The 22,220-nt window shown below is 62.2% G+C and carries 29 protein-coding genes, 1 tRNA gene and 2 pseudogenes; 19 read left to right on the forward strand and 13 right to left on the reverse strand.

Features of this window, described 5'->3' with window-relative positions; translation table 11 throughout:
• The first annotated feature begins 31 nt into the window (after window positions 1–31).
• The 11 genes from NBH12_RS01600 (at window position 32) to NBH12_RS01650 (ending at window position 9,042) form a co-directional block, all read left to right on the forward strand.
• Entirely contained in the window at window positions 32–1,204 is a 1,173-nt protein-coding gene (locus tag NBH12_RS01600; protein ID WP_250819097.1) for a phage portal protein, read from the forward strand.
• On the forward strand, window positions 1,201–2,772 hold the full coding sequence (locus NBH12_RS01605; protein WP_250819098.1) for an HK97 family phage prohead protease: 1,572 nt from the start codon (window positions 1,201–1,203) through the stop codon (window positions 2,770–2,772). The genes NBH12_RS01600 and NBH12_RS01605 overlap by 4 nt, the downstream gene beginning before the upstream one ends.
• 17 nt (window positions 2,773–2,789) lie before the next feature.
• A complete protein-coding gene (locus tag NBH12_RS01610) occupies window positions 2,790–3,029 on the forward strand; it encodes a hypothetical protein (RefSeq protein ID WP_250819099.1) in 240 nt (79 codons plus the stop codon).
• A complete protein-coding gene (locus tag NBH12_RS01615; RefSeq protein WP_019727768.1) occupies window positions 3,029–3,352 on the forward strand; it encodes a hypothetical protein in 324 nt (107 codons plus the stop codon). Before NBH12_RS01610 ends, NBH12_RS01615 begins: the two co-directional genes overlap by 1 nt.
• The gene (locus NBH12_RS01620) at window positions 3,349–3,714 is read left to right on the forward strand and encodes a hypothetical protein (RefSeq protein ID WP_118376278.1); all 366 of its coding nucleotides are present in this window, start codon (window positions 3,349–3,351) and stop codon (window positions 3,712–3,714) included. The genes NBH12_RS01615 and NBH12_RS01620 overlap by 4 nt, the downstream gene beginning before the upstream one ends.
• 16 nt (window positions 3,715–3,730) lie before the next feature.
• Window positions 3,731–4,162, forward strand: a complete 432-nt coding sequence (locus NBH12_RS01625) for a hypothetical protein (protein WP_250819100.1) — start codon at window positions 3,731–3,733, stop codon at window positions 4,160–4,162.
• 1 nt (window position 4,163) lies between these two features.
• The gene (locus NBH12_RS01630) at window positions 4,164–4,547 is read left to right on the forward strand and encodes an HK97 gp10 family phage protein (protein WP_250819101.1); all 384 of its coding nucleotides are present in this window, start codon (window positions 4,164–4,166) and stop codon (window positions 4,545–4,547) included.
• Window positions 4,548–4,550: 3 nt separating this feature from the next.
• The gene (locus NBH12_RS01635) at window positions 4,551–4,817 is read left to right on the forward strand and encodes a hypothetical protein (protein WP_065456703.1); all 267 of its coding nucleotides are present in this window, start codon (window positions 4,551–4,553) and stop codon (window positions 4,815–4,817) included.
• Between the two features lie 156 nt (window positions 4,818–4,973).
• A complete protein-coding gene (locus NBH12_RS01640; protein ID WP_250819102.1) occupies window positions 4,974–6,923 on the forward strand; it encodes a tape measure protein in 1,950 nt (649 codons plus the stop codon).
• Window positions 6,923–8,452 carry a DUF3568 domain-containing protein gene (locus NBH12_RS01645; protein WP_250819103.1) on the forward strand — a complete coding sequence of 510 codons (1,530 nt, stop codon included), beginning with the start codon at window positions 6,923–6,925 and terminating at the stop codon, window positions 8,450–8,452. Before NBH12_RS01640 ends, NBH12_RS01645 begins: the two co-directional genes overlap by 1 nt.
• Window positions 8,449–9,042, forward strand: coding sequence for a hypothetical protein (locus tag NBH12_RS01650; RefSeq protein WP_250819104.1), 594 nt, complete (start codon window positions 8,449–8,451; stop codon window positions 9,040–9,042). The genes NBH12_RS01645 and NBH12_RS01650 overlap by 4 nt, the downstream gene beginning before the upstream one ends.
• A 1-nt stretch (window position 9,043) precedes the next feature.
• Here NBH12_RS01650 and NBH12_RS01655 read toward each other — a convergent pair whose 3' ends face one another.
• Window positions 9,044–9,289, reverse strand: a complete 246-nt coding sequence (locus NBH12_RS01655) for a hypothetical protein (RefSeq protein ID WP_250819105.1) — start codon at window positions 9,287–9,289, stop codon at window positions 9,044–9,046.
• Window positions 9,290–9,333: 44 nt separating this feature from the next.
• Between NBH12_RS01655 and NBH12_RS01660 the strand changes: the two genes are divergently transcribed.
• The 5 genes from NBH12_RS01660 to NBH12_RS10805 are packed head-to-tail and all read left to right on the forward strand — an operon-like array spanning window position 9,334 to window position 11,534.
• Complete coding sequence (locus NBH12_RS01660) at window positions 9,334–9,603, forward strand: hypothetical protein (RefSeq protein WP_019727759.1); 270 nt, start codon at window positions 9,334–9,336, stop codon at window positions 9,601–9,603.
• Window positions 9,604–9,615: 12 nt separating this feature from the next.
• Entirely contained in the window at window positions 9,616–10,500 is an 885-nt protein-coding gene (locus tag NBH12_RS01665; RefSeq protein ID WP_250819106.1) for an N-acetylmuramoyl-L-alanine amidase, read from the forward strand.
• Window positions 10,497–10,757 carry a hypothetical protein gene (locus NBH12_RS01670; RefSeq protein ID WP_100991723.1) on the forward strand — a complete coding sequence of 87 codons (261 nt, stop codon included), beginning with the start codon at window positions 10,497–10,499 and terminating at the stop codon, window positions 10,755–10,757. Before NBH12_RS01665 ends, NBH12_RS01670 begins: the two co-directional genes overlap by 4 nt.
• 7 nt (window positions 10,758–10,764) lie before the next feature.
• Window positions 10,765–11,250, forward strand: a complete 486-nt coding sequence (locus tag NBH12_RS01675) for a hypothetical protein (RefSeq protein ID WP_065456710.1) — start codon at window positions 10,765–10,767, stop codon at window positions 11,248–11,250.
• 2 nt (window positions 11,251–11,252) lie between these two features.
• Window positions 11,253–11,534: a hypothetical protein gene (locus NBH12_RS10805; RefSeq protein ID WP_284703232.1), complete on the forward strand. Its 282-nt coding sequence runs from the start codon at window positions 11,253–11,255 to the stop codon at window positions 11,532–11,534.
• 104 nt (window positions 11,535–11,638) lie between these two features.
• On the opposite strand, the gene NBH12_RS01685 is transcribed toward NBH12_RS10805, so the two are convergent.
• Window positions 11,639–12,466 carry a tyrosine-type recombinase/integrase gene (locus NBH12_RS01685; RefSeq protein WP_250819107.1) on the reverse strand — a complete coding sequence of 276 codons (828 nt, stop codon included), beginning with the start codon at window positions 12,464–12,466 and terminating at the stop codon, window positions 11,639–11,641.
• A 215-nt stretch (window positions 12,467–12,681) separates the two neighbouring features.
• On the opposite strand from NBH12_RS01685, the gene NBH12_RS01690 reads away from it, so the two are divergent.
• From NBH12_RS01690 to NBH12_RS01700, 3 genes are all read left to right on the forward strand, one after another.
• The gene (locus NBH12_RS01690; protein WP_015438378.1) at window positions 12,682–13,506 is read left to right on the forward strand and encodes a tyrosine-type recombinase/integrase; all 825 of its coding nucleotides are present in this window, start codon (window positions 12,682–12,684) and stop codon (window positions 13,504–13,506) included.
• 63 nt (window positions 13,507–13,569) lie between these two features.
• On the forward strand, window positions 13,570–13,764 hold the full coding sequence (locus tag NBH12_RS01695; protein ID WP_015438377.1) for a hypothetical protein: 195 nt from the start codon (window positions 13,570–13,572) through the stop codon (window positions 13,762–13,764).
• On the forward strand, window positions 13,761–14,138 hold the full coding sequence (locus NBH12_RS01700) for a Phage transcriptional regulator (RefSeq protein ID WP_015438376.1): 378 nt from the start codon (window positions 13,761–13,763) through the stop codon (window positions 14,136–14,138). The genes NBH12_RS01695 and NBH12_RS01700 overlap by 4 nt, the downstream gene beginning before the upstream one ends.
• An 86-nt stretch (window positions 14,139–14,224) precedes the next feature.
• Here the strand turns inward: NBH12_RS01700 and NBH12_RS01705 are convergent, their stop codons facing one another.
• The 11 genes and pseudogenes from NBH12_RS01705 to NBH12_RS01755 form a co-directional block, all read right to left on the reverse strand.
• Window positions 14,225–14,458 carry a phage holin gene (locus tag NBH12_RS01705; protein WP_015438375.1) on the reverse strand — a complete coding sequence of 78 codons (234 nt, stop codon included), beginning with the start codon at window positions 14,456–14,458 and terminating at the stop codon, window positions 14,225–14,227.
• A gap of 11 nt (window positions 14,459–14,469) precedes the next feature.
• Window positions 14,470–14,644, reverse strand: a pseudogene (locus tag NBH12_RS11080) (LysM peptidoglycan-binding domain-containing protein); the annotation flags it as partial.
• 119 nt (window positions 14,645–14,763) lie between these two features.
• Window positions 14,764–15,663, reverse strand: coding sequence for a phage major capsid family protein (locus NBH12_RS01720; RefSeq protein WP_015438374.1), 900 nt, complete (start codon window positions 15,661–15,663; stop codon window positions 14,764–14,766).
• A 9-nt stretch (window positions 15,664–15,672) separates the two neighbouring features.
• Entirely contained in the window at window positions 15,673–16,164 is a 492-nt protein-coding gene (locus NBH12_RS01725) for a hypothetical protein (RefSeq protein ID WP_015438373.1), read from the reverse strand.
• Between the two features lie 62 nt (window positions 16,165–16,226).
• Window positions 16,227–16,308 (reverse strand) — tRNA-Tyr (locus NBH12_RS01730).
• A 67-nt stretch (window positions 16,309–16,375) separates the two neighbouring features.
• A complete protein-coding gene (locus tag NBH12_RS01735) occupies window positions 16,376–17,719 on the reverse strand; it encodes a VG15 protein (RefSeq protein ID WP_015438372.1) in 1,344 nt (447 codons plus the stop codon).
• Entirely contained in the window at window positions 17,664–19,037 is a 1,374-nt protein-coding gene (locus NBH12_RS01740; RefSeq protein WP_134859339.1) for a phage portal protein, read from the reverse strand. The genes NBH12_RS01735 and NBH12_RS01740 overlap by 56 nt, the downstream gene beginning before the upstream one ends.
• 225 nt (window positions 19,038–19,262) lie before the next feature.
• Window positions 19,263–19,394, reverse strand: a complete 132-nt coding sequence (locus NBH12_RS10810) for a hypothetical protein (protein WP_258538332.1) — start codon at window positions 19,392–19,394, stop codon at window positions 19,263–19,265.
• Complete coding sequence (locus NBH12_RS01745) at window positions 19,391–20,026, reverse strand: nucleoside triphosphate pyrophosphohydrolase family protein (RefSeq protein ID WP_106630238.1); 636 nt, start codon at window positions 20,024–20,026, stop codon at window positions 19,391–19,393. Before NBH12_RS01745 ends, NBH12_RS10810 begins: the two co-directional genes overlap by 4 nt.
• The gene (locus NBH12_RS01750) at window positions 20,023–20,235 is read right to left on the reverse strand and encodes a hypothetical protein (RefSeq protein WP_041473384.1); all 213 of its coding nucleotides are present in this window, start codon (window positions 20,233–20,235) and stop codon (window positions 20,023–20,025) included. The genes NBH12_RS01745 and NBH12_RS01750 overlap by 4 nt, the downstream gene beginning before the upstream one ends.
• 36 nt (window positions 20,236–20,271) lie before the next feature.
• Window positions 20,272–21,530 (reverse strand): annotated as a pseudogene (locus NBH12_RS01755) (IS256 family transposase).
• Between the last annotated feature and the right edge of the window lie 690 nt (window positions 21,531–22,220).

Below are 22,220 nucleotides of genomic sequence, written 5' to 3' on the forward strand. Positions count from 1 at the left end.
ACGTGTCCGCTTATGGCCGATATGGCCGCTTATGGCCGGTATTTTTTGGCGTGGCGCTGCCATGCCGCGCATCATGTCCGGCATGAGCATACGAGAGAGGATGGCGAACATGTGGGGCGCGGTGAAGCGTTCCGCCAATCGCGTGTCAAGCGTGGCGACCGCGCCGTTCCGCCGTCCGGCCGGGCGTGACCCGTTGAACATGTCGGTCGTGTTCCGAGGCGTGCAGATATTGCAGACCGCAGTCAGCGGCTTGCCCGTGCGCCAGTTGCGGCATGGCATGGCCGTGGAACCCGCGCGGATCGTGGAACGCCCGGACCCCGACACGTGGCGGGCGGACTTCATCAGCGAAACCGTCATGGGCTTGGCGTTGAACGGCAACGCGTTCTGGCTGAGGTTGAAGGGCGTGGACGGCTCAACCATCGGCTTGCGGAATCTGCCGCCAGCGTTGGTGAGCGTTTCCGACGCTCGCGGCGACATCGCCAACCCCGACAAGCGCTATTGGTACATGGGGCGCGAATACACGTCAAACGACATCATTCATCTCAGATTCTTGAAGGTGCCGGGACGGTTGCGCGGCATGGGGCCCATCGAGGCGGCGCGCGAGGAGATCGAGGGAGCCATCGACGCGCGCGATTACAAATCAAGGTATTTTTCCGAGGGCACGCATCCCACGGGCATCATCAGCACCGCGAAGCCGTTGAACGACGAAGTGGCCGAGAAGGTCAAGGAAAGTTTCAAGCGCAACGTCGATGACGTGAAGGTGCTCACCGGCGACCTGAAATACACCCAGCTGGCGCTGAGTCCCAAGGACATGCAGTTTCTGGAGACGCAGCAGTTCGACACCACGCAGATAGCCCGCCTGTTGGGCATCCCCGCTTCGCTCATGCTCGCGACGGTGGAAGGCTCGAACCTCACCTACAGCAATATCGAACAGGAATGGATACAGTTCGCGGACTTCACTCTTGAAGCCTACGCGCAGCCCATCGAACTCGCGTTGGGTGAGGTGCTGCCGCGCGGCACCAGCGTGGAACTCGACTGGGACAGCATGCGCCGAAGCGACACGAAGACCAAGGCCGAAACCTACCAGATTCTCATAGCGTGCAACGTGCTCACCGTAGATGAGGCGCGCGCCATGGAAGGCAGGCCACCACTACCCGCCGCACCAACCCCGCAACCATCGAACGACTTGGAGGAAACCGAATGAACGAACGCAAGGAAATCGCCTACCGCGGCCTGAAACTCCGCAAAGCATCAGATGGTGACGGGCGCAGCATCGAGGGCGTGGCCGTCCCGTTCGGTGACATCTACAACGACCCGTGGGACGGGGCGGAAACGTTCGACCGTGACACCGTTTTCGAGAACGCCGACACGGCCAAGCTCTGCTACCAGCACGCCGAACTGATCGGCGCGATCACTTCGGCAGAGAACCGCGACGACGGGCTTCACATCACCGCACGAATCGCTGACACCCAGCTTGGGCGCGACGCGGTGGCATTGATGGACGAAGGCGCGTTGGACTCGCTCAGCGTCGGATTCATCCCGTTGGAGGACGAACGCGACGAAAACAACGTGACCCACCGCCGCCGCGTGCGCCTCCTGGAAGTGAGTTTGGTGAGCTGGCCCGCATACCAGAACGCCAAGGTGGAGAACCACCGCAACCTCAATACCGAGAACAGCCAGGAAAGGAACCACATGGAAAACGAAACCATCGAAAAGGTGCGCGCGGAACAGGCCGAACAGGCCGACGTGCTGCGCAGCATCCAGGCGAGCCTAGCCACCATGAACAACCATGGCAGCTCGAATCCCGCCGCATCCTACCGCAGCTACGGGCATCTGCTCAAGCAGCTCGCCAAGGGCGACGAACAGGCGCGCAACGACTACGAGCAGATCAGCAAGCGCGACTACACGGGCGGCGTGCTCGCCAACAGCGACCCGCAGCCGGTATGGATCAGCAACACGCTTCGCATCCTCGAACAGCGCCGCCGCATCACCAACCTCGTGTCACACGCCGCGCTGCCGCCCGAAGGCGAGACGCTGAGCTACCCCATCGTCACCGAGGACACCACCACCGTAGACAAGCAGGCCAAGGAAGGCGACTACCTCCCCTATGGCGAGATCAAGATCGGGGCACGAACCGCGACCATCGAAACCTACGGCGGCTACACGTCCCTGAGCCGCCAGGCCATCGAACGCGCCAGCGTGCCCTACTTGGACAAAACCCTTGAGGCGTTGGTCAAGGCGTACGCGCGCAACACCGAAGCCGCCACCCGCATCGCCCTCTACGGTGCCATCGGTGACGTGTCCGCCTCGGACAAAATCGACGCGGGCAAGGCATTGACGGCGATGACCCCGAACGACTGGCTCGACATCATCATCGACGCGCGCCTTGAGGTTGAAGACCGCAACACATCATTGGACTATCTCGGCGTTTCCGGCGACGTGTTCAAGGCCATCGCCCACCTGAGCGACGACGGCGACCGTTTCATGGACATCAGCGGCGGCGGCATCGACCGGCTCGGCAGCATCGACACGACCGACATCACCGGTTCACTGCTTCGCGTGCCAGTGGTGCTCATGCCCGGCGCGGCCGCAGGAACCGCCGCGTTCCTCGACAAGGGAGCCGTGACCGTGTGGGAGAACGGCAACAGCCCCTTCCAGCTCCAGGACGACAACGTACTCAACCTCACCAAAGACTTCAGCGTGTACGGCTACGCCGCGTTCGGCGTGACCTTGCCCGAAGGCATCCTGCCCATCAAGTTCGCCAACGCCTGACAGAAAGGAACCCGACCATGGAATGGAAGACCAAACTACCCAATATCCCCAAAGACAAGTATGGCCCCGCGTTCGAGCCGACCATCATCGCCGCGATCAATGAACTCCGCGCAGCCATCGGCGGCACGACGGCACCGGAGGCCACCACCGTTGACACGCTCGGCGGCGCGACCGACATCGGCAAGAACATTCTCAAGGCGCGTGACGCGGCGGCGGTGCGCACCCTGCTGAACGTGGCCGAGAAACCGGCGGCCTGATGGCGGACGACCCACTTCTGAATGAACTCGCAAGGCAGGCCGGAACGCTCGACACCGACGACCGTCCGGCCTTGGCCGCGAGGCTCCGCGCGGCACGCGCCTACCTCTCCCCGCACGTGGATGGCTACGGCATCCCGAAGGACGTGGTGGACGACTGCACGCTGTCGGTGGCTTTGGACTTGTGGCAGGCCAAGGACGCGAGAAACGGCATCGTGGGAATCACGGACGGCGTGGAACCGTTCAGAATCCCCACCGACCCGTTGCGCACCGCTTGGCCGAAGCTCAGGGCGGCGGGCTTGCCCGCAGGATTGGGCATCGCATGAGCCGAGTGGACGAACTCACCGAACAGCTCACGGAACGCATCACCGAAGCCGGGCACGGCCTGATCCTCCAAGTCACCACAGACCAGTCACTGGTCAAACCATCGCCGGGCAAGGTCAGCTTGGTCATCATGCCGCCGGACATCGCTTGGGACGGCTGGGAACTGGAACCAAACGTGACGTTCAAGATTCTCGCGGTGGCGGGAACGGCGAACACGAACACGCGCGGCTACGACCTGATCCTAGAAGCCATGGACATCATGCACCAGGCGGACGTGAACATGGCCACGGCCACTCCAGTCGGCTTCGACCTCGCGGGCGCGGGAACGCTCGCCGCATACGAAATCACACTCAACCCCATGTAATCGAAAGGACACAATCATGGCGGCAATCAGAACATTGGGACCGGGCAAGCTCACCATCACCGACACGGGTAAGGGGCGCGACTTCAGCGCGCAGGTCACCAAGGTGCAATTGGCGGCGTCGAACAACACCGACGACCCTATCAATTTCCTCGACGGCTCTCAGGACACCAATACAAGCACCGATTGGACGCTCGAAGGCACCATCGTGGACGACTTCGACGCCGACAACCTCAGCGCGTGGTGCTTCGACCACGCTGGCGAGCAGATGCCGTTCGAGTGGGTGCCGAACAACAAGGGCAAGATCAAGTGGACGGGCAACGTGAATGTGAGCGCCGTGAGCATCGGTGGCGACGTGAAAAGCAAGAACACCAACGATTTCAGTTTCCCCGTCACCAACCTCAGCCACGCGGCCTACAGCGGAACCATCAACGCGCAAGAAGGAAACTAGCATGGCCGCGACAGCCGCCTACGTGGTAGGCCAAAAACGGTTCGTGTCCACCATGCGCAAGGCGGGCGCGGACATGAAGGAACTCAAGGAAGTCAACCGGCAGGCCGCGAACATCGCATTGCCAGCGGTGCGCAATCTCGCGCCGCGCGGCAAGAACGGCAGGTTGGCTTCATCAATCCGTGTCGGGGCGACACAGAAGGCCGGTGTCATCCGCGCGGGAAGCAAAAGCGTGCCCTATGCGGGCGTCATCAACTACGGGTGGCCAGCCCGGCGCATCAAGCCGCGCCTGTTCGTCAACAACGGCGTGGCCTCGACGGAAGGCGCGTGGCAGCGCGTCTACAGGCAATTCATCGATAAGACACTCAACGAAGTAAAGGGAGACTAGATCATGCAGATCGTGAAAGTCACCTACGCGGACGGCCGCACCGAGGAAACGCGACTCACGCCGCGCGCCCTGTGCCAGGCCGAGGAACACGCCCAGATCAACAAGTGGGCGGCGGGCGACGCCAGCCGAATCCGCCAGTCCTACTATCTCGCGTTCATCGCCATGCGCAACGCCGGTCACACCACGCTCGGATTTGACGAGTGGATGGACACCGTGGAAGACATCGCGCTCGAACAGAAAGACCAGGAACCAGCAAACCCTACTCTCTGACCGCGTGGCCTGACGACTCGCTAGGCCGTCTCTCTTGCCTGCTGTCCCGCTATTTCGGCGGCACCCCGTGGGAGTGGCGGGAGAATGCAAGCGAATTGGATTGGGCGACGGCGGTGGAGATATTGCAGGACGAAGCCGAACGAATGGAGGAAACCGATGGCGCATAGCGCGATCATGTCTGTGCGCATCACCGGCAACAGCGACGACGCGGTGAAGGCGTTCCAGAAGGCCACCAGCAAGGCGGCGGCGTTCGGCAGCTTCATGGGCGGTGCCGCGTTGAAGGGCGTGACCGCGTTGTGGGACAAGCTCAAGGACTTCGGCGGCGCTGTCATCGACATGAGCGACAGCACCGACAAGTTCGTGCAGACCATGAACTTCGCGGGCATCGACACGTCGAACGTGGAGAAGGCGTCACAGGCGGCGCGCGACTACGCCGACCACACCGTGTACGACCTCTCAACGATACAGAACACCACCGCCCAGTTGGCCGCGAACGGCATCAGCGACTACACCGGTTTGACCGAGGCGGCGGGCAACCTGAACGCCGTGGCGGGCGGCAACGCCGACACGTTCAAAAGCGTGGCGATGATGCTCACCCAGACGGCTGGCGCGGGCAAGCTCACGACCGAGAACTGGAACCAGTTGGCCGACGCCATCCCCGGCGCTTCGGGCAAACTCCAGGAAGCCATGCTCAAGAACGGCGCGTACACTGGCAATTTCCGCGACGCCATGGCCAAGGGCGAAATCACCGCCGACGAGTTCAACAAGGCCATCATGGACTTGGGCATGAGCGACGTCGCCAAGGAAGCCGCATCGAGCACGAAGACCATGGAAGGCGCGTTGGGCAATCTGGAAGCCGCCATAACAGGCGGACTCACAGACGCGTTCAACCTGTTCAAACCCACGGTGACCGGAGCGCTCACCGAAGCCGCCGACAGCGTGAGCGACTTCGCCGCGAAAGCCACCGGAGGATTGAAGCAGTTCACCGACTCCATAAGCAAGACCGGCGCGTTCCAATCCCTCACGGACACCGTGAAGGCCGTGGGCGGCGCGCTCGGCTCGATGGGCCAGGCGTTCTCCGACATCGCCACCACGATAGCGCCCGGACTGCAAGGCTTATCAGAAGGCTTGTCCGACGCGGGAAGCATCGGCACGCAGTTGGGCGACGCGTTCAACGGCGCTGCCGGTATCATCCAGGCGGTGGCCGACAAGCTCACCCAGTTCGGTGATTGGGTCAGCGCGAACGCCGAACCCATCGCGGGCGCGCTGGTGGCCATCGGCGGCGGACTCGCCGCGTTCAAGGTGGCCAGCGCCATCAGCGCCGTGGTGGCCGCGTTGCAGGGCTTCAGCATCGCCGCGACCGCCGCCGAAGTGGCGCAATGGGCGTTGAACGTCGCCATGAACGCGAACCCAATCATGATCGTGGTCACCGCCATAGGCGCATTGGTGGCCGCGCTGGCGTGGTTCTTCACCCAAACCGAAACGGGGCGCAACATCTGGAGCCAGTTCACCGCGTTCATGGGCAATTGCGTGAACAACATAATCGGTTTCTTCCAATCGTTGCCCGGCAGAATCGGCGCGTTCTTCCAGAACGCGGCACAAGGCGCGCAGAACGCATGGAACGGCGTGGTCGGCTTCTTCTCCAGCATCCCAGGCCGTATCCTCTCCGCATTGGGCAACGTGGGCGGCCTGCTCGTGAACGCCGGCAAAAGCATCATCGACGGTTTCCTCCGGGGATTGAAAAGCGCATGGGACGGCGTGACCGGTTTCGTGGGAGGCATAGCCGACTGGATCACCTCGCACAAGGGGCCGATCAGCTACGACCGTCGCCTGCTGATCCCGCACGGCAAAGCCATCATGGCGGGATTCGCCCAGGGACTTGAAACGGGCTTCCAAGGCAAGGTGAGAACAGCCATCGCATCCGCCAACACCAGACTCGCGTCCACGAGCATGTCCGCCATGCTCAACGGAACACGGGCGGGCTTGGCGGGCACGACAGTGGTCAACAAGTACGAGGTGCACATCGACGGCACCGTGGTGGACCCGGACGGCACCGCCAAGGCCATCCGCAAACTCCTAGCCGATTACGAGGGGGTGCGACGCTGATGGCACAACAACCATTCATGTACTTGGACACCGGCGACGGGTGGAAGCCGGTCAACGACCATCGGCAGGACATCGCCGCGTTGGATGATTTCACGATTTCGTGGGGAGCCGACGAACCCGTGAGCCAACCCGATCCGGCGGTGCTCACGTTCGACCTGATCGACCGGGCTGGCGACTTGGCCGGCAAGGCCGTCACATTGTCGGGCTCGCGCGTGCTGGTGCAACTCAGCGCGGAACCCACGTGGGACATGCTGCCCGACAGCATGGGCGCATGGGAGCGGATACGCGGCACCATCGCCCAACTGCACCAGCAATACGTGCCCACGGCTCCAGAAGCTCCGGGCGAGAACGTGCCCACCCTGTTCATCGGCACGATAGGCCATGGCGGCACCGTCACCGACTTGGGCAACAGGTGGCGCATCCATTTGACCGCCACAAGCCTGATGGTCATGTGGAAACGCCTGCAATCACAAGGCCCCACCAGCGGTGAGGCGAAGCACGCGGGACGCCATTGGGTCGGCACCCCGGCCGCGCGGTTGGCGGAACTCAACAAGCGCGCCCAACAGGCGGGCGCTCCCATAGCCGAACCCCAATCGTTGCAATTGCCCCCGGCAGTCGCCACGTACAAGACCGACGATTACCCTTCGCAATTTGACTTGTTGTCGCGCATGTACGCGCACGTCATGCCCGCGCCCGCATGGTACGAGCATTACCAGGGTGAAACCATCACCCTCCGCCCGCTGTCGTTGGCCGGATCGGTGCAGGTGCATGTGGGCGTGGATGGCATGCCGTACGTGCTCGTGGACGGCCAACACCGTGACACGTTGCCAGCGAATCTCGTGGCCGGCGATTTGGAACTGTCCATCATGGAGCCGGTCACGCAAGCCGTGGCCAAAACCAAACGCGCGAAGAACAACGACGGCGTGGTGGAATACGACGACATGGAAACCGTCTACACGGATTTGAGCCGTCTGCCCACACGGCTCACGGACACGCAGAAAAGCGTCACGGCCGATTCGGACGCCGTGGCCGGCGACGACTCCGGTGGTTTGCACACGGGCGGCACGTTCGCCCCGTCCGACGCGCAACGGCAGGCGGCGGCCTCGTGGATCATCACGCACGACACCCGGCTGCGCAACGAGTCCATTAAGTTCATTGGAACGAACCTAGATCCGGTGTCGTTCCCGCACCTGTTCCGTCCCGAACCCTCCGGCCCCGTGCTTATCACCGGCATACGTTTGAGCACGTTGACCGGCATGGACGGGCGACCGGCGTTCTCCGGCGCGTTCACGACCATCGGCGGGCGTATCACGTTCACCCACAAGCATGGCATGACCCATGAAGCGACCATGTACCCGCTCGACTCCACAGCGAACACCGGCATGCGCTGGCAGGACTTCACGGACTGGCCGGCCACCTTCGCGCAATGCGTGTTCACGTTCGCGGAATTGACAGGATTCACAGTTTTCGACAAACCGACAAGCACGACCGGCATCGACCGGCCGAACTGGGAAGGAAACCAAGAATGAAAACCACACCCACCTACGGCATCAGCTACATAGAAGGCAGCGACCTAGTATCGAACGCGGCCGCTGGTTTCCGGCAGGCGGCGGAAACCACGGAAGCCGCGTTGAAACTGGTGGACCAGCGTTCGACCATCGAGGGCGTGAAACCCGCCATAGCGGCCACGCTCGCCACGCTCGCCACGATGAGAGGCGCCACCGGCCAAACCGGCTACGTGACCTCAGACGGCAATAACAACGGGCCTTACTGTTGGAACGGTTCGGCATGGGTGAAATACGCGCAGAACACGCAAATCGACTCATTGCAATCGCAGATCGCCGCGATAACACAGGGTTACGAGTCCGGCACCGTCACCCTCCAGACAACACAGTTGGGTGCTGCCTCGGTCAGGTTCGCCAAGCACAAGACCAAACCCAAGGCCGTGCTCGTAACCCGCGTCAGAAATAACCAAGACGGCGACGACAGAGCCAGAATCTTCAACCCGATAGTGTGGGATATCACCGCCACCGAGTTCCAAGTGCGTTTCTGGCGTCTGGACACGCACAACTGGGCCGAGTCCTGGCCGCTCACGTTCTCTTACCTAGCCATCTGGTGACCTACTTCCAGAGGGCGAGCCAGTAGAACTTCGTCGGCTGATTGCCGGCCCAGGCGTTGCTATCGTTCCTGCGGAACCTGACTTGAGCGCCATTATTGGTCAGCTCGTACACCATTGGGCTCAGGAATCGGTTGAGATCATCGGACGACGTTCTCGCCAGCATCACCAGCATTGCCTGAGGAGGCGTGGAGTGTCGGACCCAATCGACGGTGGCCACACCGTTTTGATCGGTGCTTGCGTCGGCCACGCCGAACTCATAACCCTGTGATCCCGTCTCATTTGAAAGGAAACATGGTGGATTTCATCACCGCGATAGCCGGCGCGTGCGGCGTCGCGTTCGGCGCTGCCGTGCAGGCCGTTGTGGCGTGGCTCAACAACAAAGCCACGCATGAGGAAAACAGCGCCGACATGCTCCACGAAGCGCAAACAGAACTCAAGGACACCATGGCCGACATGAATCTGTTGTGGGAGCATAACCGCGCGCTCATCGACCACATATACAGGGGCGCGCCACCACCCCCGCCGAACCCGCCCGAAGGCTTGTTCAAACACGACAACTAAAAGGACACAACAATGGCATTGAACATCAAACAAGTGCCCAGCCCGAACCATTACAACGGGCGCAACGGGCATCGGGTGACTCACATCACCCTGCACATCATGGTCGGCCGTCTCGCCGGCACAGACGCCGTTTTCCAGCGGCCGAGTTCGCAGGCTTCGGCCCATTACGGCATCGGCGGCACGGGTGAGATTCACCAGTACGTGAGCGAAGCCAACGGCTCATATTCCGACGCGAATTTTTCGAGCAACAACAGCACCATCAGCATCGAGCATGAAGGCGGCATGCAAGGCGTGCCCATGACCGACGCATGCGTGGAAGCGTCCGCACAGTTGTGCGCGGACATTAGCCGCCGTTACGGGCTCGGCAAGCTCTGGCACGACGGGTTGAACGGCAACGTGTGGCTGCACCGCGAGATACCCGGCACGGACCATTACGGATGCCCCGACCGCGCACCGAACGGTCTGCCCGTCCAACGGGTCATCGACCGCGCCAATCAATTGTTAACCAATCCATCTAGTCAAGGAGAAACAGAAATGAGCACAGCACTGGTTATCTGGGACGACGATAGCGGCGTGGGCTACTACTGGAGCCCCGAAACCGGCCGCGTCGGCCTATCACACCCGGACCAGGTCGTGGTGTTGAAGAACGCCGGCGTGAAAGAGATTCGCAGCAGCAAGAAAGCCCCGTGGGCGGCGCGCGCCGATCAGATCAGCCAACTCGTGCAGGCCAAGACGACCGCGTACGAGAAGGCTCAGACGGCCGCATTGGAGGCCATGGCCAAGAGCATCGGCGCGGACCCGAACACCATCGCCGACACCGTGCGCAAGGCCGTGGAAAGCAAGTTGTCCACGCTCGACATCCAGATCACCACCAAGGACAAGGGGACGGGCAAATGAGCGACCCATTGAACACGCCGGGCGTGGCCGACCACAAGGCCACCGGCAGCATGGACGCGGAGAAGGGCTACACGCCCGTGTTCAACAACACCGTGCGCACCATCGCGTATGTGGCCGGTCTCATCGCCGTAGCGGTCGGTTTCGGTTTCACCCAGTTCGGTGACCCGACCGTGGGTGATTACATCACCACCGTGGGCGGTCTTATCGCTGGTGGTTTCGGCGTGGCATACAATCCGCTGCGCATGGCCGGAAAGTAGCCCAATCATGACGATGGTGCACATACGATTGCGCGCCCCGACCAACGGCGGCACCCGTGCCGGCGTCGGCATGGTCGTGTTCCAACCATCCGCCCGTCATACCGACGACGCAAGTGTGGTGTTGCCCGACACGTTCACCGTGGTGCTGGACGAAGAAGGCGAAGCCACCGTGGACATCCAGCCCACCGGTCCCGAATGGTGTTGGAAAACCGACGAGCAAGTGCCCTACGGGTCTATTCGTTGGTTCACCGTGCCCGACACGGCCGGCACGCTGGAATACGCGGAACTTACGGACGTGGACCCGCGCACGTTCAAACCGGGACGCAACCTCGCCGCATGGCAGGCCGTCACCGGCGACATCAAAACCATGATCGACAGCATGCCCCGGTTCCTCACCGGGCACGGCTCCCCGACCATCGACGGCAAGCCGGGTGACATCTACCTCGACTTGGACACCATGGACCTCTACACCAACAACCAAGAAAGGAACTAACCATGACATTCGGAAAAATCGGCAGTCTTCGCGGCGAACAGGGACCACAGGGCCCTCGCGGACCCGAGGGACCGCAGGGGCCGAAGGTCGAAACCGGCGCGCAAGGCCCCGCCGGAGCCAGGGGCGAAACCGGCGCGCAAGGCCCCGCAGGTCCGGCGGGTCCGGCGGGTCCGGCGGGTCCGGGCATCGTGTTCACCCAGGGTGCTCCCACCGGCAGCGGCGTGGCCGGCGCGATGTACGTGGACAAAACCACGTTCGATGTGTACGTGTGGAGAGTCGACTAATGGCCTACGACCGCATCGGCAATCTGAAAGGCAGCACGCCCGATGACACCAAGCTCCGCGCGTTGATTCTCGCGGTGTTGAAGACCGTCACATGGGCGCAACTGTCAGGCTGAGAGCAGCACGGCGGCCATGCCCGCGCGCAGCCGTTCGTCTGGCATTGCCACGTACACCTGTGTCGTTTCCACGCTCGCGTGACCGAGCAGCTTGGACACCAGCAGCAGGTCGTGCGTGGCTTGCCACGTGGCGGTAGCATACCGGTGGCGCAGGCTGTGCGCGGTCCATCCGTCACCGAGCAGGCTCGACAGTCTGTCGCCTATGTAGCTTTCCTCGACGTGCCCGCCGAACCGGCCGGGGAACACGTACCCATCGCACGCGCTTATCAGGTCGGCCAAATCATCCGGCAACGGCACTATGCGCTGTTTGTCGCCCTTGCCGTTGATTACCAGCGACCGGCCAACGAGATCGTCAACCACGTCGCCACTGGACACCCGGCCTATCTCGCCACGCCTTAAACCGCACTCGGCACCGAGCCGCAGCATGATTCTCTCGGACTCGCTGGCACGCCCCAACGCGGCCAATATCACCTTGTCCGGGCACGGGCGCGGATGAGGTCTAGGACGTTTGATTTTAGGCAGTTCCATGCTTGGGTCATCATTGCGTCGGCCGGTCTGCCGCATCCATGCGAAGAAGCTCGACACCGTGTTGCGGTACGCTTTGCGCGTTTCCGGTTTCCAGGATTGCGAGGCGAACCACTGTGTCATCATCTCGCAGGTGACCTCATACGGCGAAACGCCAAGACATACGGCCGTGTATGTCATTTTTCGCCGTCTGGTCAATAGTGTTTGCTCGCTGCGGCCACCGGCCTTCAGTGCCGCGAGCCATCCGGTCAATTCCTCACGCCATAACGGGGGCGCTACCCATTTTTTCGTCATGACACATCATGTGTCACGCCGCTAAACTTAGAATAAGCCGGGGCATGGATTTGAACCGTGGACCTCTGGGATACCCAGAGGTCCACGGTTCAAATCCATGCCCCGCTACCAGTGTGGAGTATTCGGTCGCCAATCTTGAAGGTTGGCGACCGTTTGTTTTATCACTTACGGACGCGCAAGGTCGCGCGTCAGATAACCAAGGTAAGGCGGTTGCCATGCCTACTAAACAATATCCAGCGCCGGGATGGCGCGACTACATCGCACAATGGCTTGATTCCCTCAAGGCCGGCGCATACGCCGCCAGCACGATCAACACGAGACGATGCCAGCTCACAGCCATCAGCCAAGCGCTCGGCGGTAGCCCACTCGACGTGGAGGCCAGTGACCTAGTCGCCTACTTCGCCGGCCGCGAATGGAAGCCGGAGACACGCAAAGGCGCGCGAAACGCATGCGCCGGATTCTTCGGCTGGATGTTCCAGACCGGACACATCGACACCGACCCCAGCCGTGCGCTACCGAGCATACGGCGCCCACACCCCCACCCAAGGCCATGCCCGGACATAGTCATCCTCAAAGCCCTCTCAAAGGCCACCGACCGGGAACGGCTCATGCTCAGACTCGGAGCCGAGGCCGGCCTCAGGCGCTTCGAGATAGCCAAAATATCCGACGCCGACCTCGTCAGAGACCTCATGGGCTGGAGCCTCATGGTGATCGGCAAAGGCGACGTACAGCGCATGGTGCCAATCAGCGACGACCTCGCAGGAGAGATTCGCGCTCACGGCCCCGGCTACATCTTCCCAGGACGGTGGGGATCCCATGTCGAAGCGAGCTATGTCGGCAAACACCTATCACGTCTGCTCGATGGATGGTCCGCACACTCGCTGCGACACCGGTACGCCACCCGCACATGGGAGGCGACGCACGGCCTGCTGCCCGTGAGCCGACTGCTGGGCCACGCCTCGGTGGAGACCACGCAACGCTACGTCGCCATGCCGTGCGCACGTCTGAGGGACGCCGTATCGGCCACACTCATCGCATGACCCAACACCATAGTTTTGTAAACCTCACTTGACTTGTTTAGTAAATAAAGGTAGACTATAGTTATGAAGCGCAAGGAACTCGAACGGAAGCTCAACAAGCTGGCCAAGGAACACGGAACGACCGCCATCTGGACCGAGGGCGGCAACCACAGCAAGGTCAGCATCCAAGGCATCGAGACCACAGTGCCCCGCCACAGCGAGGTCAACGAGCTCACCGCCAAGGGCATCATCCGCTACTTCGAAAGGAACCTGAAATGAGCGAACCAATGAACGTCACAGCAATCGCGGAGCGCTCCGGCAACTGGTGGGCCGTGGAAGTGCCCGAGATCCCCGGCCTGTTCACACAGGCGCGACGCCTCGACCAAGTCGAGGTCATGGTGCGAGATGCCGCCGGAATGCTCGGCCGGCAGGTCGGAACAGTCACCGTGGATCCGAAGCTGTCCAAGCAGGACGAACGCATGATCGACGAACTGCTCACGGCCCGCCGCGAGGCGACCGAAGCACGCGCCAAGGCATCCGAACTCACCGCAAACGCCGTCGGACTGCTGCGCGGACAAGGCATGACCGTGCGTGACGTGGCCGACATCATCGGCATCACACCGCAAAGGGTCAGCGCATTGGCCAATGCCTAGTCAATCCCAGAACGACGAAAAAGCCCCACTCCCATGGAAGATTCCGTGAGAGCGGGGCTTTTCACATTAGTCGGCTCGGTTTTACGTTAGTCGACCGTGACCGAGCGGGCTTTGAGTTCGCTCGCGCCAATCAGCACGCCGACGAGCGCGGCGGCCGCGTTGAGCGTGGTCACGATCTCGTCGACATACGGCATACCCCACACGGGGCCTACCGTATGCACGAACACGGCCAGCGCCGGGATGGCCAGCAACGCCAGCCATTTGAGCACGTCGTAGACCTTGTCGGGCAGCCAGTACGGATGATTGGTGGTTTCGTCCATGATCTTTCCTTTCAGTAGGTAAGCACCTCGCCGGGGTAGATGAAGTTGGGGTTGCCGGAACGGTATCCGTGGAGCTGTGTCCACTGGATGCCAAGCCGCGCGGCGATGGACGACAATGTGTCACCGGAGCGCACCGTCACCGTCCGCGGGGGGCGCGTTGCTCGCGGCGCTTACGCTGCCGCCGCCGAATGTGCTGCCGTCCTTGTTGACGAGGCGCACAGGTTCCACTGGGGTCGGGGTGACTGCCTCATCGGCGTCGACCACCTTCAGGATGCGGGTTGGTGCGATTGCCATGTCAAATCACCTCACCTTCCGGTGGACGCGGCGGCCTTGAGTACCGCGATGGCCTTCGGGTTGAGCACCGCGTAGCTGAAAACGGCCTCGGTGCGGTAGGCGATCTGGTTGCTGCCGGCCAAATCGACGCCGGTGTTGTCCGGGTCGCCGTAAGGGATGACCTCGGCGGTGATCGGGCAGGCCAGACGCCACTTGATGGTGGAGAAGTCGCCGAGGAAAGCCATGACCTCGGGAGCGACGGCCTTGGTCTTGGTGCCCTTGACGGTGTTGGACACCACAGCCGGGATGCCGTCGAGGCTGCCGGCCTGCAGGCTCAAGGGGATTTCCGGGTAGAGGCGGCTTCCGGTGGTGCTGGTGCGCAGGGTGCGCAGTTTGGCGGCCCATGTGCGGGACAGGGCGATGCCGTTGATGTCCCAGTCCTGCACGGCGGCGGCCAATGCGTCGATGTTGGCGATCTCGTCCTTGCCGGCGGTGACCTGCGCGGCTGTCGTGTCAAGGGCGGTGTAGCCGTCGAGTGCGGTGCCGGTCTTGGGGTTGAGGGCGTGGTAGACGACGATGTCGAGGGCGCGGCCGATGGCGTTGGCCTGATCGGCCTGAATCGCGTCGAGAATCTTGAGCTGGTCGGCTTCATCGGCCCACTGGAGCTGCTTGGACACGCGGATGGTGACCTGCACGGTGAAGCGCTTGCCTTCGACGTGGGTGACGGTCTGCTCGTAGCCGGATTTCTTCGCGCCTTCGGCCACCACATCGGCTTCGGCGGCTCCGGTGAACACGTTGTATTTGTCGTCAAGGAATCCGTTGATGGTGTCGGCCGGGAACAGTGCGGCGATGGTGCTGGTGTCCTTGGCCTTCTCGACGATGGCGAGTGCGACGCTGGTGGGCAGCGTGACGTTGGTGGTTTGCAGTGCCATGGTGGCTCCTTACTGGTTGTTGAATAGTTGTTTGAGAAGTTCGGCGTTTTCGCTGGGCTTGGGGTCTTCTGGATGGCCGGCCGGGTCGGTGATGTGCGGCGCGTAGCTCTTCGGCTTGAGGGTGTCGCCCCATGCCTTGAGCGCTTCGGCCGAGGCGTTGATGGTTTCCTCGGTGTCGCCATGGAGCAGTTCGGCGGGTACGCCGTACTTTTCCGCTGCGGCCGAGCGCCATCCGGCCTTCTGCTGGTCGGCCTCGTAGTCGGCTAGTTTGGCCTCGGCCTTTTCGGCGCGCTTGTTGGCCTTGTCTATCTCGGCCTGCGTGGCTTCCTTGTACTGTGCGTATTCCGTGGCGACGGACTTGTTCGACTCGGCCTTGGATTGCCAGTCGCGCATGTGTCCGCGCATGTCCTCGTATTTCGCCTTCCAGTACTCGGCGGTGTTCTCCTCGGGCTTTTCGCCTTCCTGATTCGCCTGCTGCTCGCTGTTTTCGTTGTCGGCCATGGCGGGCCTTCCTTTCCGCCCTTTTCGGGCATTAAAAAGCCCCATTTGCTGGGGCTTAAGAGTGGTGGAGGCGGGACTCGAACCCGCGTTGTGTCAATGTCGGAGCTTTACAGGCCCCTGCCGTCGCCGCTGGGCCACTCCACCGTGTTCGTGATAGGATGGGATTAATGAGCGCCCTTGTTACCGCCCTTTTTGGTGGTTTCAGCGGCGCTCATCTGATTCTTTGCAATTGGGATTCCTTGGTGAGGATGTAGACGGTTCCGTCCTTGAATCTGTGGCTCTTCAAGATGTGTTCGACAAGCTGCGCATCGCTCATGTTGCCGTTTTCGGAATTGTCGATGATGAGCCGTCGGCAGTCCGGTTTTTTGGAAGCGCTGCCCAAGTAGCTGTCGATGGTGCGGAATTTGTCGGCCGATTGAGGCGTCTTGAGTTCGATGCCTCCGGACAGATCGGACAGCCCGATGAGGTTCAGTCGCCCGGTGTCCGGGTCTCGAATCTCGCGATGGTCGATCTGGAACGCGGGAACGACGCCATGTTTCCGCAGACGTTCGGCGGTGCGAATCTCCTGCGGACGTTCGCGCTCGGTTTCTGTGCGCATGGCCTCGCTTGGGAAGCTGATCGGAGGTTCGGTGCCGTCGTAAAGCCATTGCGGGTCGCGCCAGCGCATCTCGGCCAGCACTTGGCGCGTGACCCATTCGTCGAACCTGTAGACGTCGTCGCCGTTCTCCTCGGCGAACGCCCGGTATTGTTCGTATCGGGTTTTCGTCAGGAGTCGTTCAACGCTTGCGCGGCATGCCTTGTAGCGTGCTTTCATGGCGTCGGGGTCGTAGCCGTTGATTTTGGTTTTGCCCCATGAGCTGACGATCTGGCAGTTGTCGTCGCGGTGGTAGCCGTTGAATTTGCCGGCCGATTCGTCGCTCCAGTAGACGTAGCCTCTGGATGCGAGCATGATGCAGAATGCGCAGGTTGGGCCTTGCGGGACTCGTGCGTATCGTGGTTCGCTGGGGTCTTTTTCGGCGGTGAACTGTTGGGTGAGCCGGGTGGTGGAGTTGATGATGTCCTTGGCGAGCTGTTCCCATTGTGCGTCGTCGTAGCCTGCGGTTTTCTTGGCCCACAGGTCTTGCATGGTCACGCCTGATTTGGCGCGCCCGTTGATGACGTCGGTGAATTTGAGGCCTGCGAAGTCGGTGTCGTTGAAGCCGCCGAACACCTGCCATGCGGCGCGGTCGGAGGTGACCTGCGCCGGTTGGAAGTCGGGTAGTTCCACGTGTGCGGCGAGCGCCCATGCTGATCTGACGTTGCGGTAGTAGTCCTGTGCGATGAGGTTGGCTTGGCGTGCGTATTGGGCGAGTTGGGCCTGTGCGTTTTCGAGTGGGTCGCCTTCGTCGTAGGTGGCGTTGGCGACCATGGTTTTCGCTTCGATGATGAGGTTGGCGATTTCTTCGAGGTAGTCGTCGTACAGGGTGTTGAGGTGGGTTTCGAATGCTTGGCGTTGGCTGTCACTGAGGTTGCTCAGTGGGAGGCTGCTGCGTTTGCTGGGTGCTCTGCCGGCCATTGGTTGCCTCCTGTGTCGTTGCTCCGAGCAGTCGTGCGCGCAGGTCGTCTACGGATTGTTCGGCTTTGAGGATGTTGATTTCGTCGGCCGTGAGTCCGAGTCGGCGGTAGGCGACGCTGCTGGTGGCGTATGAGGGGTTGACGCCTGCGATTTTGGCGTAGGTGTCTGCTCGGGCTGCGTCGGTGATTTCGCGGGTTGGTGCGAACCATGGCGTGATGCGCTTGAGTTGGTCGGGAAGCTGGCCGCTGTTGATGTTGTCGCGCAGGCATATGGCCATCTGCATGAGTCGTTTGAGTTGCATGCCGAAGGCTTTGTTTTGACGGTCGGCGATGCGGGTGAGCTTGCGTTCGGCGGCGGCCATGGCTTCGGCGCTTGAGGGGTTGTCGAGGGTGATGCCCATTTCGTCGACCGGTACGCTCATTTCGCTCGCACACAGCATGGCGATGGTTTTGAGCATGTCGCTGTGGGGCTGCATGCTGGCCTGCTGGACTTGCACGACTTGGGGCAGGTCGCCCTTGACGTCGCGGCCCAGTCCGTTGATGGCGCTGATGAGTGAGCTCCAAGTATCGGCGCTGAAGGCGCTTCTGTCGGCTCCGAGGAACCAGAGCTTGGGTGCGGCATAGAATTCTGCGGTCGTTTCCATGCGCACCATGCTGCGGAATGCCATGTCGGTGAGGGCCATGACTGGGCGGCTGATGCGGCTGCATCCGAACGGTCTCGATAGCTGCTGGTCATGGATGAACGGCACCGCGCATGGCCCGTTCCATTGTGGAGTCTCGTGCAGTCCTGATACCTGCCATGCCGAGGCGAATGCGTCGCGTTTGATCTGCCATGTACGGCCGGGCAGGAACACGTCGAACGCTGTGATGTAGCCGTTCGAGTCGGCTTCCTTGATGGTGAGCACCGACTTGAGCCTGTTGCGTGTGCCGTCCCACAACGCGGCCGACCAGTCGGCAGAGCGGGGCACGACTGCGATTCCGTCGTCGTCAACCACGGTGAGGAAGCTGCATGAGTGCGTGTAGCAGGAGATGACCGACGGTTGGATTGCGAGACGCAGGCCGCTTTCCTCGGTGAGATCGTCGATGCCGTTGTCGTCGGAGCCTTGGTATTCCCATCCGTCGAAGTCGGTGAAGTCCGACAGCGAGCGCACGGCCTTGCGCGGCCAGCCGACGCAGGCCTTGGCTTCGCTCTTGACTTTCTGGGGGATGCCGATGCCGAAGTCTTGCAGGTTCTCGTGGGCGTTGTAGTAGAGGGAGCGCAGGAGGTTGCCGGGGTATTTCTCGCGCCATACCTTCATCAGGAGCCTGATGGTGTCCATATCGGTGTCGGGGATGTCGGCGATGGCGGTGGCGGTGAAGGATTCGATTTGGAGCGGTTGCCTTGCGGGCCGCGTCCACCATCTCGTCGGTGATCTCGAGCCGTTTGGTTCGGGCTTTTTCGTAGCCGATGGCGAACGCGTCGGCGGGGCTGTCGTTGAGGGTCAATTCGGTGTCGGCGAGCGCGGTTATGGCTTCTCAGCTGGCGTGCATGAAGTCCTCGAGTTTCATATTTCGTCCTCCTGTTCGAGGTTGAGTTCGGTTATGAGCTGGTCGTGCAGTTCTTCGCAGCGTTGGTCCACGTAGCCCTTGAGGCGTTTCAGGCGGGACTGCTCGAACCATTTGCGTTTGAACTTCATGATTCCCTCCCGGTAGGCGTCCTCGCCGATGTCTCCGGCCTGCCACAGGTCGAGCGCTTCGGCCAATCCGCCGGTACGACTGCCCCACAAGGGAGCGCAGAACAGGTCATAAAACAGGTCGTTGATCTCGGCGTCGCAAAACCGGCCTTCGAACGCCTCCCGCGTGCTGTATTGCGCGTAGTCGAAGTGCCCGCCGCTCGCTGCCGGGCCTCGCGGATGGTCTTGGCCCTGATGACCTTGTCGAGCTGTTCCGGATTGACGTCATGGATGATCGCGAGCAGGTTGAAGCAGATCGTCACGTCGGCCATCTCCTCGACCAGATTCTCGCGCACGTCCCTGCCCCGCAGGAGCTTGCTGACCGCGTGGATAAGCTCCGAACACTCCTCCATGCACACGATCATCCGGTCGCGAACGCCGTAGTGCTCGAGCGACCGCTCCCAGACGCCACGCATCCACCCGCCGGCGTCCTCGATGCGCTCCATGCCGTCGAGGGCCTTGAGGTAGCCGGCCTCGTAGGCCTCGCGCTGCACGTACACCTGTTCGACACGGTTCGGGTCGTCCGACAATGGTTCCGGCAGCGCGTAGGCCTCGCACGCCGCAGCATGCGCCCTGAGCGTCACATCATCCATCATTCCGCCGCTCCTTCCCCGGTCTGCACGCCATCCCAATCGCACTGCGTATAGGTCTGCGTTCCATCACCCACCGAGACCCTGAAATGCACGCACGGCACACGCTGTCCACCGCTACCGGTCACCTCGATGTACTCCCACGAATCCGCATCCGCCTCAATCAACGTCGTAGGCGGATACGAAGTACAGGCGGCGAGCGCCGATGCCGTCATGACGGGCCTGTCTCGTTAAGTGTGTAACTGGCGTTTTCATTGTTGTGTTCCCTCGCTTGGCCAGCGGTCGGCGAAGGTGATGGCGAAGGCGTTGAGCGCGGGCTTCCCGCGCGCGCTCCATCGTATCTGTCCCTTGCCGGTGGGGTCCAGCGAGCGGACGGTCAGGTACATGCACTTGAGCGCGGCCTGCTCGTCGGGGAAGTGGCCGCGGGCGCGGATGGAGCGCTTGAATCTCGCGTTGAGCGATTCGATGGCGTTGGTCGTGCGGATCACGCGCCGGATCTCCACGTCATAGTCCAGGAACGGTATGAACCGTTCCCACGCGTCCATCCACAGCCTGCGGATCGCGGGATATCTCGCCTCCCACTTGTCCGGCATCGCGTCGCGGGCCGCCGCCGCGGTGTAGATGGGTTTGACATCGCGTTTGATGGCGTCCCAGTCCTTCTTCGACGCGTAGCGGAACGTGTTGCGCAGCAGATGCGCCACGCAGGTCCGCACGATGGCCAGAGGCCATGCCGCGCCCACCGCGTCGGGCAGGCCTTTGAGCCCGTCGCAGATCAGGAAGAACACATCGTCCACGCCCCGGTTCTTCAGCTCGGTGAGCACCGACGGCCAATAGCGCGCGCCCTCCGCGGCGGGCGACGCCCAGAGGCCCAGCACGTCGCGGTCGCCCTCCAGATCCACGCCAACGGCCACGTAGAACGCGCGGCTGGCGACCTGCCCGTGCGCACCTTGACGACGGTCGCGTCGATGAACACGGCCGCGTACACACGATCCAGGGGACGCGAGCACCATTCGTCCTTCTCGGCCACGACCCGCTCGGTGATGCGACTGACGGTCTCCCTGGACACGTCCGCCCCGTAGATCTCCTGGAAGGGGGCGCTGATCTCGCCGGTGGTCAGGCCCCTGGCATACAGGGACAGCACCACCTCGTCCACCCCGGGCAGCCGCCGCTGCCGTTTCCTGACGACGACCGGCTCGAACGAGCCATCGCGGTCTCGCGGCACCTCGATCCTGACCGGACCGACCGAATCGGTGACCACGGTCTTGGCGGTGGTGCCGTTGCGCGTGTTCGCGGCCCTGCCGTCCTTGGATTTCTTGTGCTTGGCGCATCCCAGGTGCTCGGTCATCTCCTCGTCCAGGGCCGTCTCCAGCACGCTTTTGGTGAACTGTTTGAGCAGTCCGTCGGGCCCTGTCAGGTCCAGTCCTTCTTCCTTGGCCATGCGCACGAATGTGAGCGCTGCCTCCCGCTCGGCGCTGCGTTTTTCCGCGTCCGGCTTCTTCGTCGGTGTCATGTTTCCCATTGTCCCAGCAGACATCGTCCACCAGCCTTTCCGACCGGCCACACGACCGGCCAGTTAAGGCCAGTTACACACTTCGAGAGACAGTCCCGACCGGGGGAGGGATCGGCGACACGTTGGCCGGTCGGTTTGTTTTTGCGGGTTGTTGTGTTCGCAGGTTCGTTTCCAGCGGGAAGTATTACCCGGTTGGAAAGGAGTGCCTATGGGTGCGGTGAAGGTCGGATACCGGTACCGTTTGTATCCGGGGGGGGTTTGCAGCGCAACGAGTTGGCGCGGTTGTTCGGTTGCGTGCGCGTGACGTGGAACGTGAGCCTGGCGTGGCAGTATTCGGAACGTCGAGCCGGTTTGGGGTTGCAAGGGTACGGGCAGTTGTCGAAGCATCTGACGCAGATGAAACGCGATGGATCCTACATGTGGTTGAACGACGTGTCCTGCGTTCCCACGCAGCAGACGCTCAGGCATCTGGGGTGCGCGTGGGACATGCATTTCAAATCGATGGCGCCGGACTGGGAGGGTCCTTACGTCGAAGAGCCCCGGTTCAAGAAGCGCGGCAAACGTCAGACTGCGGAATTCACCCGTAGCGCGCATTGGCGTATCCGGCACGAGCCTGACGGACGCTACGGGTACCTGCGGTTGCCCGGAGTCACGGGAGAGCTGCGTTTCCGTTGGAGCCGTGACCTGCCG

It is taken from the genome of Bifidobacterium sp. M3-N-101 (assembly GCF_023656805.1).
Lineage (GTDB): Bacteria > Actinomycetota > Actinomycetes > Actinomycetales > Bifidobacteriaceae > Bifidobacterium > Bifidobacterium breve.

Coding starts and splice junctions, on each gene's coding strand:
- NBH12_RS01665 (WP_250819106.1), top strand. CDS start 9,616: ATGGCATTGAACATCAAACAAGTGCCCAGCCCGAACCATTACAACGGG.
- NBH12_RS01735 (WP_015438372.1), bottom strand. CDS start 17,719: ATGGCCGGCAGAGCACCCAGCAAACGCAGCAGCCTCCCACTGAGCAAC.
- NBH12_RS01610 (WP_250819099.1), top strand. CDS start 2,790: ATGGAATGGAAGACCAAACTACCCAATATCCCCAAAGACAAGTATGGC.
- NBH12_RS10810 (WP_258538332.1), bottom strand. CDS start 19,394: ATGAAGTTCAAACGCAAATGGTTCGAGCAGTCCCGCCTGAAACGCCTC.
- NBH12_RS01690 (WP_015438378.1), top strand. CDS start 12,682: ATGCCTACTAAACAATATCCAGCGCCGGGATGGCGCGACTACATCGCA.
- NBH12_RS01675 (WP_065456710.1), top strand. CDS start 10,765: ATGACGATGGTGCACATACGATTGCGCGCCCCGACCAACGGCGGCACC.
- NBH12_RS01750 (WP_041473384.1), bottom strand. CDS start 20,235: ATGACGGCATCGGCGCTCGCCGCCTGTACTTCGTATCCGCCTACGACG.
- NBH12_RS01725 (WP_015438373.1), bottom strand. CDS start 16,164: ATGGCCGACAACGAAAACAGCGAGCAGCAGGCGAATCAGGAAGGCGAA.
- NBH12_RS01635 (WP_065456703.1), top strand. CDS start 4,551: ATGCAGATCGTGAAAGTCACCTACGCGGACGGCCGCACCGAGGAAACG.
- NBH12_RS01685 (WP_250819107.1), bottom strand. CDS start 12,466: ATGACGAAAAAATGGGTAGCGCCCCCGTTATGGCGTGAGGAATTGACC.
- NBH12_RS01650 (WP_250819104.1), top strand. CDS start 8,449: ATGAAAACCACACCCACCTACGGCATCAGCTACATAGAAGGCAGCGAC.
- NBH12_RS01645 (WP_250819103.1), top strand. CDS start 6,923: ATGGCACAACAACCATTCATGTACTTGGACACCGGCGACGGGTGGAAG.
- NBH12_RS01625 (WP_250819100.1), top strand. CDS start 3,731: ATGGCGGCAATCAGAACATTGGGACCGGGCAAGCTCACCATCACCGAC.
- NBH12_RS01670 (WP_100991723.1), top strand. CDS start 10,497: ATGAGCGACCCATTGAACACGCCGGGCGTGGCCGACCACAAGGCCACC.
- NBH12_RS01600 (WP_250819097.1), top strand. CDS start 32: ATGGCCGGTATTTTTTGGCGTGGCGCTGCCATGCCGCGCATCATGTCC.
- NBH12_RS01605 (WP_250819098.1), top strand. CDS start 1,201: ATGAACGAACGCAAGGAAATCGCCTACCGCGGCCTGAAACTCCGCAAA.
- NBH12_RS10805 (WP_284703232.1), top strand. CDS start 11,253: ATGACATTCGGAAAAATCGGCAGTCTTCGCGGCGAACAGGGACCACAG.
- NBH12_RS01620 (WP_118376278.1), top strand. CDS start 3,349: ATGAGCCGAGTGGACGAACTCACCGAACAGCTCACGGAACGCATCACC.
- NBH12_RS01700 (WP_015438376.1), top strand. CDS start 13,761: ATGAGCGAACCAATGAACGTCACAGCAATCGCGGAGCGCTCCGGCAAC.
- NBH12_RS01745 (WP_106630238.1), bottom strand. CDS start 20,026: ATGATGGATGATGTGACGCTCAGGGCGCATGCTGCGGCGTGCGAGGCC.
- NBH12_RS01615 (WP_019727768.1), top strand. CDS start 3,029: ATGGCGGACGACCCACTTCTGAATGAACTCGCAAGGCAGGCCGGAACG.
- NBH12_RS01640 (WP_250819102.1), top strand. CDS start 4,974: ATGGCGCATAGCGCGATCATGTCTGTGCGCATCACCGGCAACAGCGAC.
- NBH12_RS01695 (WP_015438377.1), top strand. CDS start 13,570: ATGAAGCGCAAGGAACTCGAACGGAAGCTCAACAAGCTGGCCAAGGAA.
- NBH12_RS01740 (WP_134859339.1), bottom strand. CDS start 19,037: ATGGACACCATCAGGCTCCTGATGAAGGTATGGCGCGAGAAATACCCC.
- NBH12_RS01720 (WP_015438374.1), bottom strand. CDS start 15,663: ATGGCACTGCAAACCACCAACGTCACGCTGCCCACCAGCGTCGCACTC.
- NBH12_RS01630 (WP_250819101.1), top strand. CDS start 4,164: ATGGCCGCGACAGCCGCCTACGTGGTAGGCCAAAAACGGTTCGTGTCC.
- NBH12_RS01660 (WP_019727759.1), top strand. CDS start 9,334: ATGGTGGATTTCATCACCGCGATAGCCGGCGCGTGCGGCGTCGCGTTC.
- NBH12_RS01705 (WP_015438375.1), bottom strand. CDS start 14,458: ATGGACGAAACCACCAATCATCCGTACTGGCTGCCCGACAAGGTCTAC.